Origin of the sequence: Amycolatopsis granulosa (genome assembly GCF_011758745.1) — a bacterium.
GTDB classification, from domain to species: domain Bacteria; phylum Actinomycetota; class Actinomycetes; order Mycobacteriales; family Pseudonocardiaceae; genus Amycolatopsis_E; species Amycolatopsis_E granulosa.
Genome location: NZ_JAANOV010000001.1, coordinates 2186402 through 2198519 on the forward strand (window position 1 = coordinate 2186402; position 12118 = coordinate 2198519).

14 protein-coding genes, 1 tRNA gene and 1 other RNA gene are annotated in these 12118 nt (G+C 70.9%); 7 read left to right on the top strand and 9 right to left on the bottom strand.

Translation table 11 applies throughout. The features are described from left to right. Nucleotides 1-6: 6 nt before the first annotated feature. Nucleotides 7-789 (top strand): IclR family transcriptional regulator, encoded by a 783-nt coding sequence (locus tag FHX45_RS10550; protein ID WP_167099436.1) that lies wholly within the window; start codon nucleotides 7-9, stop codon nucleotides 787-789. A gap of 466 nt (nucleotides 790-1255) precedes the next feature. Here the strand turns inward: FHX45_RS10550 and ssrA are convergent. Next, nucleotides 1256-1628, bottom strand: a transfer-messenger RNA (tmRNA) gene (ssrA, locus tag FHX45_RS10555). 155 nt (nucleotides 1629-1783) lie between these two features. On the opposite strand from ssrA, the gene FHX45_RS10560 reads away from it, so the two are divergent. From FHX45_RS10560 to FHX45_RS10570, 3 genes are read left to right on the top strand one after another with little or no spacing between them, the layout of a single operon-like run. Next, entirely contained in the window at nucleotides 1784-2461 is a 678-nt protein-coding gene (locus FHX45_RS10560) for a sensor domain-containing protein (RefSeq protein ID WP_167099439.1), read from the top strand. Further along, nucleotides 2458-3594, top strand: coding sequence for a sensor histidine kinase (locus tag FHX45_RS10565; RefSeq protein WP_424923800.1), 1137 nt, complete (start codon nucleotides 2458-2460; stop codon nucleotides 3592-3594). Before FHX45_RS10560 ends, FHX45_RS10565 begins: the two co-directional genes overlap by 4 nt. A gap of 52 nt (nucleotides 3595-3646) precedes the next feature. Beyond that, nucleotides 3647-4291 (top strand): response regulator transcription factor, encoded by a 645-nt coding sequence (locus FHX45_RS10570; protein WP_167099445.1) that lies wholly within the window; start codon nucleotides 3647-3649, stop codon nucleotides 4289-4291. Nucleotides 4292-4295: 4 nt separating this feature from the next. On the opposite strand, the gene FHX45_RS10575 is transcribed toward FHX45_RS10570, so the two are convergent. Next, complete coding sequence (locus FHX45_RS10575; protein ID WP_167099448.1) at nucleotides 4296-4667, bottom strand: cupin domain-containing protein; 372 nt, start codon at nucleotides 4665-4667, stop codon at nucleotides 4296-4298. 78 nt (nucleotides 4668-4745) lie between these two features. Here FHX45_RS10575 and FHX45_RS10580 point away from each other — a divergent pair, with 78 nt between their 5' ends. The 3 genes from FHX45_RS10580 (at nucleotide 4746) to FHX45_RS10590 (ending at nucleotide 6895) form a co-directional block, all read left to right on the top strand. Beyond that, the gene (locus FHX45_RS10580; RefSeq protein WP_167099451.1) at nucleotides 4746-5201 is read left to right on the top strand and encodes a MarR family winged helix-turn-helix transcriptional regulator; all 456 of its coding nucleotides are present in this window, start codon (nucleotides 4746-4748) and stop codon (nucleotides 5199-5201) included. 94 nt (nucleotides 5202-5295) lie between these two features. Next, entirely contained in the window at nucleotides 5296-5514 is a 219-nt protein-coding gene (locus FHX45_RS10585) for a hypothetical protein (protein ID WP_167099454.1), read from the top strand. Between the two features lie 97 nt (nucleotides 5515-5611). Next, nucleotides 5612-6895 (top strand): acyltransferase family protein, encoded by a 1284-nt coding sequence (locus tag FHX45_RS10590; protein ID WP_167099457.1) that lies wholly within the window; start codon nucleotides 5612-5614, stop codon nucleotides 6893-6895. On the opposite strand, the gene FHX45_RS10595 is transcribed toward FHX45_RS10590, so the two are convergent. From FHX45_RS10595 to FHX45_RS10625, 7 genes are all read right to left on the bottom strand, one after another. Further along, nucleotides 6885-7775 carry an amidohydrolase family protein gene (locus tag FHX45_RS10595; RefSeq protein ID WP_167099460.1) on the bottom strand — a complete coding sequence of 297 codons (891 nt, stop codon included), beginning with the start codon at nucleotides 7773-7775 and terminating at the stop codon, nucleotides 6885-6887. The two genes, FHX45_RS10590 and FHX45_RS10595, sit on opposite strands and share 11 nt — an antisense overlap. Beyond that, nucleotides 7776-8252 carry an SsrA-binding protein SmpB gene (gene smpB, locus FHX45_RS10600; protein ID WP_167099463.1) on the bottom strand — a complete coding sequence of 159 codons (477 nt, stop codon included), beginning with the start codon at nucleotides 8250-8252 and terminating at the stop codon, nucleotides 7776-7778. Between the two features lie 40 nt (nucleotides 8253-8292). Next, complete coding sequence (gene ftsX / locus FHX45_RS10605; RefSeq protein ID WP_167099466.1) at nucleotides 8293-9189, bottom strand: permease-like cell division protein FtsX; 897 nt, start codon at nucleotides 9187-9189, stop codon at nucleotides 8293-8295. 46 nt (nucleotides 9190-9235) lie between these two features. Next, nucleotides 9236-9925, bottom strand: a complete 690-nt coding sequence (gene ftsE / locus FHX45_RS10610) for a cell division ATP-binding protein FtsE (protein WP_167099469.1) — start codon at nucleotides 9923-9925, stop codon at nucleotides 9236-9238. 63 nt (nucleotides 9926-9988) lie between these two features. Further along, nucleotides 9989-11092, bottom strand: a complete 1104-nt coding sequence (prfB, locus tag FHX45_RS10615) for a peptide chain release factor 2 (protein ID WP_167099472.1) — start codon at nucleotides 11090-11092, stop codon at nucleotides 9989-9991. A gap of 79 nt (nucleotides 11093-11171) precedes the next feature. Further along, the gene (locus FHX45_RS10620; protein ID WP_167099475.1) at nucleotides 11172-11672 is read right to left on the bottom strand and encodes a helix-turn-helix transcriptional regulator; all 501 of its coding nucleotides are present in this window, start codon (nucleotides 11670-11672) and stop codon (nucleotides 11172-11174) included. 150 nt (nucleotides 11673-11822) lie between these two features. Next, nucleotides 11823-11899 (bottom strand) — tRNA-Met (locus FHX45_RS10625). Between the last annotated feature and the right edge of the window lie 219 nt (nucleotides 11900-12118).

Sequence of the window (12118 nt, forward strand, 5' to 3'; positions counted from 1 at the left end):
AGACAGATGACGGATGTCCCCGCGCTCCGCCGCGGCCTGGCGGTGCTGCGCGTTCTGGCGACCCGGCCGGGGCCGATCTCGGCGGGCGCGATCGCCCGCGAGCTGGAGCTGCCGCGCTCCACGACCTATCACCTGCTGGCGGAGCTGGCGGCGGCCGGTTTCGTCGTGCACTTGCCGGCCGAACGCCGGTACGGGCTGGGTATCGCGGCCTTCGAGCTGGGCTCGGCCTACCTGCGGCACGATCCGCTGGAACGGCTGGCCGCGCCGTTGCTGCACAGGCTCGCCGGTCGGGTGGGGCACCCGGCACAGCTGGGCGTGCTGCACGGCAACGAGCTGCTGTACCTGGTGAAGGAACGGCCGCCCGCGCCGGAGACGCTGGTGACCGACGTCGGGGTGCGGTTACCGGCACACCTGCCGGCCAGCGGTCAGGCGCTGCTGGCACACCTGCCGCACACGCACGTCCGGGCGCTCTACCCGCGCGCCGCCGCGTTCGTGAGCCGCACCGGCCGCGGCCCGGCGACCCTGGCCGCGCTCCGGCGTTCGCTGGCGGCGGTCCGGTCCCGCGGCTGGGCGGTGGAGGACGGCCACGTGACACCCGATTTCGCGTCGGTGGCGCACGCGGTGTTCGACCACAACGGCAGCCCCCTCGCCTCGGTCGCCGTCACGTTCCGCCACGTCTGCCCGGCCGGGTGCGCCGAGACGTGGCCCGAGCTGGCGCACGAGGTGCGGACGACAGCGGACACGCTGACGCGCCGCGTGGGCGGCCGGAAACCGGACCAACTCCAGTGACAGGCGTTGGCAGGGGAGGTCGCCTGGCGGGCCGCCATGACCAATCTGAGCGCTCTGACCAGGTGTTACACGGCCGTGTGGAGGGACGCCGTCGAATTCACCGACTCCGGGCGGTACGCGGGGCTGGACGAGATCGAGGCACGGATGACCGCCGCCCACGAGGAGTTCGTGGCCTTCCCACCCTCCCCCACGCAACCACCGGATGGGGGTCCAGGGGGCGAAGCCCTCCTGGCGGGGGCCCGGGGGTCCGACCCCCGGCCAACACAACGAAGACCGAGACCCCGCGAGCGTTCCCGGCCAGCGTTCCCGGCGAGCAGGTCTCGGCCTCCCCACCCACGCAACCACCGGACGGGGGTCCAGGGGGCGAAGCCCTCCTGGCGGGGGCCCGGGGGTCCGACCCCCGGCCAACACAACGAAGACCGAGACCCCGCGAGCGTTCCCCGCGAGCAGGTCTCGGCCTTCGGTCGAGTGGAGGTGCCGGGAATTGAACCCGGGTCCTCTGGCGCCTTGCCTAGGCTTCTCCGTGCGCAGTTCGCTCTGCCTCTACTCGGCCCCACCGGTCACGCGAACAAGCCGGTGTGACGGGCCCAGCCGCTGTGGTTTTCCCATCCGGTCCCCGCGGCCGGGTCCGGATGGTGAGCCTCCTAGCTGATGCCGGCTACCGGGACGGAGGCGCTCCCGGGCCGACAGACTCGCACTCGCTCAGGCAGCGAGGGCGAAGTCGCGCTGACTATTAGTCTTGGCGCTTATTTGGTTACGACGACGCTTAACGGTGGTCTCTCGCCTGCACCGGCACGCTTCCCTTGACTCAACGTCCAGAGTCGAAACCGTTCACCCCCTTGATGGTGTTTCGCAACCAGCATAACGCCCGGGGCAACCCGGTTTGTTCCGGCGGGGTGGGGTTGTCCCTACTCCGGGCACGCCCGCGCACCCCATGGTCCACCAGCGGAAACCTCGCGATGCTGGTCACGTGCTCCACAGAGAGGAACGGACCATGACGGTGACCACTTCCGACGGCACCCGGCCGCGTCCCCCGCTGCTGGGTTCGCTCGGGTACCTGCTGAGCAACCTGCCGCTCGGCGTCGCGGGGTTCAGCGTGATGGTGGTGCTGTTCACCGCGGGCCTGGGCACCGCCGTCGTGTGGGTTGGCCTGCCGATCCTCGCGGCCGCGGTGCTGGTCGCCCGGGGTGCCGGGCGGCTCGAGCGCGTCCGGGTGCACCGGATGCTGCGCGCCTACATCGCGACGCCGTACAAGCCGTTGCCGGAGTCCGGTGTCAGGGCCCGGTGGCTGGCGCGGCTCAGCGACGGCGCCACCTGGCGGGAAGTGCTTTACCTGGTGGTGTTGCTGCCGCTGGGGATCGCCGAGTTCGTCCTCGTGGTGGCCTTCTGGTCGACCGGGCTCGCGCTCGCCACGTTGCCGTTCTACTGCACGCTCCTGCCCGGCGGGGCGTATTCCTTCCCGTCTTTCGACCAGCGCTGGTTCGTGGTCGATTCGCCGGTGGCGGCGTTGCCGTGGGCCGCGCTGGGTCTGGTCGTCCTGGCGCTTGCGGTCGCGGTCACCCGCGGTCTCGGCACGGCCCATGCCTACTTCGCCCGCGGTGTGCTCGGCCCGGGGCCGCGGGCCCGTCGCCTCGCCGGATCGGACATCGGCTCGCCGGCCCCGGTGGCATGATGAGCGACGTGGGGAGTCAGCCGGTCGAGCAATCCCGCCCGGGAGCGGCGAGGTCGATCGGCTACATGATCGCCTCCTTCCCGCTGCGGCTGGTGCAGTTCGTGCTGATCGTGACGCTCGCGCTGGTCGGGATAGCGACGACGGTCGTGTGGGTGGGCATCCCGATCCTGCTCCTGACCACCAGCATGGTGCGTGGCTTCGGCGACCTTGAGCGCCGCTGGGCCCGGAAGGTGCTGGGCACTCCCCTGCCGCCGGCGGACCGGGCGCCGGCCGAGGGCAATCTGCTGGGCCGCTGGCGGGGCCGTCTGGTGGACGGCACCACGTGGCGCGACCTGGCGTACCTGATGGTGGCCTTCCCGCTGGGCGTCGTCGAATTCGCGGTCGGCCTCGTGTCGATCCTGCTGGTGCCGATGGCGATCTGGGTCGCGCCGTGGATCGGCTGGATGCACGGCTCCCTGGCCATCGCGCTGCTCGGCCCGAACCGCGCGGAACGGCTGGAGGTCAAGGCGCAGCAGTTGCAGGCGTCGCGGGCTCGCGGGGTGGACGCGGCGGAGGCCGAACGCCGCCGCATCGAGCGGGACCTGCACGACGGCGCGCAGCAGCGGCTGGTCGCGGTGGCACTGAACCTGGGCCGGGTGAAGAACAAGCTGGACCGCGATCCGGAAGCGGCGCGCGCGCTGATCGACGAGGCCCACACCGATGCCAAGCTCGCGGTGTCGGAGCTGCGGGACCTCGCGCGCGGCATCTACCCGGCGGTGCTCGGTGACCGCGGCCTGGACGCGGCCCTGTCCGCACTGGCGGCGAGGACACCGATCCCGGTGGAGGTGACGGTGGACATCGAACCGCGCCCACCGGCGGCCGTGGAAACCACCGCCTACTTCATCGCGGGCGAGACGCTGACCAACGTCGCCAAGCACTCCGGCGCCACGGAAGCGCAGGTCAGGGCGTGGCGGACGGACGACAAGGTGGTCGTCGAGATCACCGACAACGGGCACGGCGGGGCGGAGGTCCGGCCCGGTGGCGGGCTGGCCGGCCTGGCCGACCGGGCGGCGACGATCGACGGTGTGATGACGGTGGTCAGTCCCCAGGGCGGGCCGACCGTGGTGCGAGCCGACCTGCCGTGCACCTGGTGACCCGGTCCGTGAGTGAATAGGGCGGATTCACTCACGGACTGGGGGTTGCGGCATGCGGGTCGTGATCGCGGAGGACGCGGTCCTGTTGCGGGCCGGGGTCGAGCGGCTGCTCGCCGACGAGGGCATCGAGACGGTCGCTGCGGTGGACAACGGGGACGCGCTGGTCGGTGTGGTCACCGAGCACAAGCCGGATCTGGCGATCGTGGACGTCCGGATGCCGCCGACGTTCACCGACGAGGGTCTGCGGGCCGCGCTGGCGGCGCGCGAGGCGGTGCCGGGCCTGCCGGTGCTGGTGCTGTCGCAGTACGTCGAGGAGAGCTATGCGGTCGAACTGCTCTCCGGCGGGGCCGGCGGGGTCGGCTACCTGCTGAAGGAACGCGTGGCCGACGTGGCCGACTTCCTCGACGCGGTTCGCCGGGTCGCGCGGGGCGGCACGGCCATCGATCCCGAGGTGATCGCGCAGGTCATGGCCAGAGGACGGAAGAACCCGCTGGACGCGCTCACCGCGCGGGAATCCGAGGTGCTCGGGCTGATGGCGCAGGGCCTGTCGAACTCGGCGATCGCCGCCGCGCTGGTCGTCTCACACGGCGCCGTGGAGAAGCACATCGGCAACATCTTCGCCAAGCTCGGGCTGGAAGCCAGCGCCGAGGAGCACCGCCGGGTCCGCGCCGTCCTCACCTACCTCGGCCGGGCCTGACCGCTCAGCTCGCCCACGGCGGCACGACCGTGGTGCCGCCGACCCGGCCGACCATTCCCGCCGACGTGCACACGATGGCGCACGCCGGTTCCGCGCCGGGGTTGTCCAGCCGGAACAGGGTGTCCGGGGGCACGATCATCGCATCCCCCGGCGTGAGCCGGTGCGTCTCGCCGCCGAGGACCACCTCCAGCGCGCCGGAGTGGAGTACGAAGACCTCCTCGCGGCTCACCGAATGCTCCTCACCGGTAACGCCCGCGGCGAGCTCCAGCGACCAGACAGCCAGCTGGACGGCTCCGCGGCTGGGCACGGCGAGCGGCCGGAACACCGCGCCCGCGCGCTCGAACCGGGGCGCTTCCGCCAACGCGGCAACAGGCATCACGACCTCCAAGTAGTCAAGTAGCTTTACCAGCCATAAGGTAAAGCAGCTTGACCGTATAGTCAAGGAGGTTGACCATTGACCGCCGGGGACATGCCGGGGCTGCTCGCGCTCACGTTCCGCGCGCTGATGGACGAGATCCACGCGCACCTCGCCGAGGAGGGATTCGCCGACGTCCGGCCCGCACACGGGTTCGCTTTCCACTTCCTGTCCCACCGCCCCGCCACCGCCGTCGAGCTGGGCGAGCACCTCGGTATCACCAAGCAGGCCGCCGTCCAGCTGGTCGACGAGCTCGCCGCCCGCGGGTACGTCGAGCGCCGCCCGCACCCGACCGACCGGCGCAGCCGTCTCGTCGTCCTCGCTCCCCGGGGCCGGCAGTGCGTCGATCGGGTGGTGGCGTTGTCGCAGGCCGCCGAAGCGCGGTGGGTGGACCTGATCGGCGCCGACGCGTTCGCCCGGCTGCACCAGGGGTTGTCCGCGTTCGCGACGGAGATGGCGCGGCATCGGAGCGTCACCGTGCGCCCGGTGTGGTGAACCGCTCCTCACCCGTTCTGACGGCGGCGCCGGGTGGGCACCCTCACCTACCATGGGCGGACATCGCCGTCGTTTCCCCGATGAGGAGGGCTCCATGGCCGAAGAGAACGTCCGGTTCTTCGGCGGGCCCCTCGACGGCCGGGTGCAGACGCTGGACGACCCGGTGAGCGGCACGATCGTGCGGCACGTCCACCTGCACGAGGGCCCCAAGATCGAGACCTTCTACCAGCTCGGCTACACCCCGGAGTCCGGTTGGGAGTACCGGCTGTGCGGCCTGCCGGCCACCGAGGTCGGCGAGGCCCGCGAGCGGTAGGTGGGGCCTGCCCCACCACGATCCTGCACCTGACCCCCCGAAGAAGACGGCGGTCTGCCCGGCTGTGCCGGAAACCCGTGCCGACCAGGCTTTACCCATGCGACAGAGCCTGCGGCAGGCCCCAGCGGGAGCCCGCGACACCTTCCTCGACGTGGTCCGCGCGACCGCGATCCTCGCGGTCATCGGACAGCACTGGCTCATGCCGGTGCTCAGCTACGACCACGGCACCCTGGCCACCGGGAACGCCCTCGCCACCCCGGGCTGGTGGGCGCTGACCTGGCTCTCGCAGGTGATGCCGATGGTGTTCTTCGCCGGTGGCGCGGCGAACCTGTTGTCCCTGCGGCGCGCCGCGTCGACCCGGGACTGGCTGTCCACGCGGCTGAAGCGGCTGCTGATCCCGGTCCTGCCGCTGTTCGCGGTGTGGCTGCTCGCCCCGGACCTGTTGCGTGATCTCGGTGCACCGGAGCAGCCGGTGCAGATCGCCGGTGCGATCGCCGGGCAGCTGCTGTGGTTCCTGGCCGTCTACCTGATCACCGTCGCCGCGACGCCGCTCATGCTGGCCGCGCACCGGCGCTGGGGGCTGGGCGTCCCGCTGGCGCTGACCGGGCTCGCGGTGATCGTCGACATCGGACGGTTCGAGGTGTTCGGCCCGCTCGGGTACGCCAACGCCGTGTTCGTGTGGCTCGCCGTGCACCAGCTCGGCTTCCACTACGCCGAGGGCCGGCTCGCGACGCTGAGCCGGCGGGGCGCGGCGCGGCTGGCCGTCGCCGGGTTGGGCGTGACCGCGCTGGCCGTCGCGTTCGGTCCGTATCCGGGAAGCATGATCGGCATGCCGGGGGCGCCGGTGTCGAACATGAGCCCGCCGACGGCGGTGCTGATGAGCCTCGCGGTCGGGCAGATCGGGTTCTGGCTCGCGCTCAAACCGACCCTGACCACGCTCGCCGAGCGCCCGGCGGTCGCCGCCGTGCTGCGCTGGAGCGGCCCGCGGTTCATGAGCCTGTACCTGTGGCACATGCCGGCGCTGGTCGTCGTCGCGGGTGTCGCGGTGCTGGGCTTCGGCTACGCGACACCGGAGCCGGGCAGCACCGGCTGGTTCGCCGTCGCTCCGATGTGGGTGGGCGCGGCCGCCGTGGTGCTCGCCGGACTGCTGAAGGCGTTCGGCCGCTTCGAGACCCGGCCGTCCCCCGGCAGTGCGGTCGCCACCGGGCAGCTCGCGGCCGCGACCGCGCTGGCCTCCGGCGGGCTGCTCGGCCTGGCCGCACACGGGTTCACCCCGCCCGCGCACGGCGGCTCGCTCGCCGGCCCGCTGCCCTGGGTCGCACTGGTGCTGGCCGCGCTGCTGCTGGTGAGCAAGCCGGTGCGGGTGGCCGTCAGAGGTTGAGCAGTTTCGCGGGAGTGTCGTGCAGGACGGCCCGCAGGAAGTCGTCCCCGAGGCGGTCGTCGGCAGCCCAGCCGGCGACCGCCCGCAGCTGGGTGGCGTAGGAGTACGGGATGTTCGGGAAGTCGGTGCCCAGCACGACCCGGTCGGCGATGTCCACCAGCCGGTCCGTCCAGTGCGGCGGCAGCGGCATCAGCGACTCGGTGAACGGGACGCCGACCATGGTGGTGTCCAGGTGGACGCGCGGGTACCGCTCGACCAGCGCGAGCGCCTCGTCGTACTCGGGCATGCCGGCGTGCGCGAGCACCGCGGTCAGGCGGGGGTGCTTCGCCAGCACCTCGCCGAACACGTCGAGCCCGGTGTGGGCGCCGCGATGGGGACCGTGCCCGGCGTGCACGACGACCGGCACCCCGGACTCGGCGAGCGCACCCCACGCCGGGTCCAGGAGCTCGTCGCGCGGGTCGTAGGCACCCACCTGGACGTGCGCCTTGAAACAGCGGACGCCGCCTCGCAACGCCTCGGCGACGTAGCCGGCCGCCGACGGTTCGGGGTAGAACGTGGCGGTGGGCACCGCGGCCGGCACGCGTTCGGCGAACTCGCGCAGCCACCCGTTGAGCCATTCCGCCATGCCCGGCTTGTGCGGGTAGGCCAGCGGCGCGTACCGCAGGACGCCGAACGACTCCAGCAGGGCGACGCGTTCGTCCTCGGACACCCGGTACCGGATGGGCCAGTCGTAGCCGGTGCGCTCCCGCATGGTGTCGAAGTACGCCCAGACCTTGACCAGCATCCGCTCGGGCAGGAAATGCAGGTGCAGGTCGACGAGCCCGTCCAGGCCGAGGCCGCGCACCCAGGCCGGGATGTCCTCGTCGCGCTCCGGGCCCACCTAGCGGCGGCCCTTCAAGGCGCGGCCCACGGCCCGGCTGATCTCCCGCTGGGCATCCCGCTTGGCCAGGTCCTGGCGCTTGTCGTAGGCCTTCTTGCCCTTGGCGAGCGCGAGCTCGACCTTGACCTTGCCGTCCTTGAAGTACATCGACAACGGGACGAGCGACAGCCCGCCCTCCTTGGTCTTGCCGATCAGCTTCTCGATCTCGCCACGGTGCAGCAGCAGCTTCCGCTTGCGCCGCGACTCGTGGTTGGTCCACGTGCCGTGCTCGTACTCGGGGATGTGGACGTTGCGCAGCCACACCTCACCGTCGTCGACGGTGGCGAACGCGTCGACCAGCGAGGCGCGGCCCGCGCGCAGGCTCTTCACCTCGGTGCCCACCAGCGCGATCCCGGCCTCATAGGTGTCCAGCACCGCGTAGTCGTGCCGCGCGCGGCGGTTCGACGCGATCACCTTGGAGCCTCGTTCCTTGGGCATAGTTCCAGGTTATCCCACACGTCCTGGCCCGGGCACGGCGTTAATGCCGGACGTAGAGCCGCAGCGTGACGTAGCCGGTGGTGGCCGAGATGATGATCGACGCGAGCAGCAGCCACGGCGCCACCACGATCACGTCGAGCACCTGGACGTTCGGGATGATGCCGCCGGTCACCGACAGGATGCGGTCGACGAACGCGAACTTCGCCGCGATCAGGCCGCCCACCGCGATCGCCCAGCCGACGACCCCGGTGACGACCGCCTCCAGCAGGAACGGCAGCTGGGTGTACCAGCGCGTGGCGCCGACCAGCCGCATGATGCCGACCTCCTTGCGGCGCGTGAACGCCGAGATCTGCACCGTGTTGGAGATCAGCAGCAACGCCGCGAGGGCCTGGATCAGGGCGACGACGAACACCCCGTCGCGGACGCCGCCGAGGACGCCGAAGAAGCGGTCCAGGAACTGCTTCTGGTCGTCCACCCGGGACACCCCGGGCCGTGCGCCGTACTCCTGCGTGATGACGTCGCTGCGGCTCGGGTCCTTCAGCTTGACCTGCAGCGAGGCCGGCAGCGCCTCGGGGCGGGCCGACTGCACCAGGATCGGGTTGTCCTGGAACAGCCGCTTGAACCGCTCGTACGCCTGGTCGCGGTTTTCGAACACGACGGACTCGACGGCCGGATTGCTGTTCAGGTCGGCCCGCAGTCCGCGGCAGGGGTCCTGGGTGCAGGTCTTGTCGTTGGCGCTGACGTCCTGCGTCAGGTACAGCGACACCTCGACGTCGGCCATGTAGTTGACCTGCATCTTGTCGATCGTCCGCACGATCAGCAACCCGCCGCCGAGCATGCCGAGCGAGATGGCCGTGGTGATGATCATCGCGATGGTCATCGTGATGTTGCGGCGCAGGCCGGTGAAGACCTCGCTGAACACGAAACTGGCACGCATCGGGGGGTTGGTTCCTCAGGTCGGGGGCAGGCGGGGGTGGGAGCGACTAGCGGCCGACGCCGTACACGCCCCGGGCGTCGTCACGGATCACCTTGCCGAGCTGGAGCTCGACGACCCGGCGTCGCATGGAGTCCACGATGGAGTGGTCGTGCGTGGCCATCAGGACGGTGGTGCCGGTGCGGTTGATCCGCTCCAGCAACAGCATGATGTCCTGGCTGGTGTCGGGGTCGAGGTTCCCGGTGGGCTCGTCGGCCAGCAGCACCAGCGGCCGGTTGACGAACGCGCGGGCGATCGCCACGCGCTGCTGCTCACCGCCGGAGAGCTCGTGCGGCATCCGGTCGGCCTTCCCTTCCAGCCCGACCAGTTCGAGGACCTCCGGCACCACCTTCTTGATGGTGTGCTTCGGCTTGCCGATGACCTCGAGCGCGAACGCGACGTTCTCCGCGACGGTCTTGTTCCCGAGCAGCCGGAAGTCCTGGAAGACGCACCCGATGGTCTGCCGCAGCCGGGGGACGCGGCGGCGGGCCATCTTGGCCACGTCGAAGTTGGACACGAAGACCCGGCCCTTGCTGGGGACCTCCTCGCGCAGCAGCAGGCGCAGGAACGTCGACTTGCCGGACCCGGAGGGCCCGATCAGGAAGACGAACTCGCCCTTGTCCACGTCGACCGACACGTTCTCGAGCGCGGGACGTGTCGATGTCTTGTAGACCTTGGAGACACTGTCGAGCCGAATCACGGTGCGCCATCCTACCCATCGGCCCCGTCAAGCCCCGGTTGGCCTATTGCCACGGCGTGGCGATCACGCAGCGTTGACCTGCTTGCGCCACCGGATCCCGGCCTCGAGGAAGTCGTCGATCTCGCCGTCCAGCACGGAGCTGGGGTTTCCGACCTCGTGCTCGGTCCGCAGGTCCTTCACCATCTGGTACGGGTGCAGAACGTAGTTGCGCATCTGGTTGCCCCAGCTGGAGCCGGAGTCCTTGAGCGCGTCGAGCTCCGCGCGCTCCTCCTCCTTCTTCTTCAGCAGCAGCTTGGCCTGGAGGACCTTGAGCGCGGCGGCCTTGTTCTGCAGCTGCGACTTCTCGTTCTGGCAGGACACGACGATGCCGGTGGGCAGGTGCGTGATGCGGACGGCGGAGTCGGTGGTGTTGACGCTCTGCCCGCCGGGGCCGGAGGAGCGGAACACGTCGACCCGGATGTCCTTCTCCGGGATCTCGACGTGGTCGACCTCCTCGACCTCGGGCAGCACCTCGACGTGGGCGAACGACGTCTGGCGGCGGCCCTGGTTGTCGAACGGCGAGATGCGGACGAGCCGGTGGGTGCCCTGTTCGACGGAGAGGGTGCCGTAGATGTAGGGGGCCGCGACCTTGAAGGTGGCCGACTTGATGCCGGCCTCTTCGGCGTAGGAGATGTCGTAGACGTCGGTCGGGTAGCCGTGGCGCTCGGCCCAGCGCAGGTACATGCGCAGGAGCATCTCGGCCCAGTCGGCCGCGTCGACCCCGCCGGCCTCGGCGCGGATGGTGACCACCGCGTTGCGGTCGTCGTACTCGCCGGAGAGCAGGGTGCGGACCTCGAGGGCGTCCACCTCGCGCGCGAGGCGGGTCAGCTCGGAGTCGGCCTCGGCCTTGCTGGCGTTGTCACCCTCGGCCTCGGCGAGCTCGTGGAGCACCTCGAGGTCGTCCAGACGCTGGCGCAGGTCGGTGACCCGGCGCAGCTCGGCCTGCCGGTGGGACAGCTGGCTGGTGACCTTCTGCGCGGCCTCCGGGTCGTCCCACAGGTTGGGGTTGGACGCCTGCTGTTCCAGGTCAGCCACCTGGGCGCGCAGGCCGTCGAGGTCCATGACGGACTCGACCTGCGTCAGCTTGCCGGCGAGGTCCTTCAGGTCGGCTGCGAAGTCACCACTCACAACCTTCAAGGTTACGGCACGAGGCGCGGCCGGTTACGGGAACCGGCCGCTAGGACCTCGTGGGCGCCGGTCAGAGGGCTCAGAGGGCGTTGACCGCGTCGACCAGCTTCAGCGCCCCGCGGACGCACTGCTGGCGGTACTCGGCGGTCGCCTTGCTGAGGGGGTCGTCGGCCGCCTTGACGGCGGCCCTGGCGTCGTCGAGTTCCGCCTGGTAGGCAGCCCTCGCCGTGTCGATCAGGGCGCCGCGCTGCTTGGCGGTGAGCGAGCCGGCGTGGACGAGGCGCAGGATCAGCGGGCTGCGGAAGTGGTCGGGGCCGGCCTCCGAGGCCAGCCACGCCTTGAACGCCTTCTTCCCGGCGGCCGTGATCACGTACTGCTGACTGGAGCGCGGACCCTGCTTGCCGAGCCGGACGAGCCCTTCCTGGGCGAGGGCGGGCAGCTCACGGTAGACCTGGCTGCGGGTGACGCTGAAGAACGCCCCGAACCGCTCCTCCGCCGCCGCAACCAGCTGCCCCCCGGTGGCCGGACCGTCCTGGAGCAGGCCGAGCAGTGCCGCTGCTGTTGCATTGAGTTCAGACACCCCTCCACGGTGCCACTCTTCCGCGGATCTGTCCACTGTGGTCAAGGACAATGTCCACAAAGGCCATTACCTTCCCCCGTCCGGCGCAACCGGCGGTCGCCCAGGCGCACGAAAAACGGCCCGGTTCAGATGAACCGGGCCGTTCTCCACTGGTAGCGGGGACAGGATTTGAACCTGCGACCTCTGGGTTATGAGCCCAGCGAGCTACCGAGCTGCTCCACCCCGCGTCGTAGACACCACTATACACACCCCGGGCACCCCCTTCGCGCCACCCCCGACGATCCCGAGTGGACGCCTCCGGCACCGTGCGGCCGCACCGTGCCCGAGCGCCGCCGCCGGACGGGAGCGGCGCACCGGCCATTCCTCGCCGCGACCCGCGGCTGGTCCGGGTCTGGACCCTGCAACCGATTGCAAGGCGGTCTCGCCAAGCGCTGTCGCACACCTCG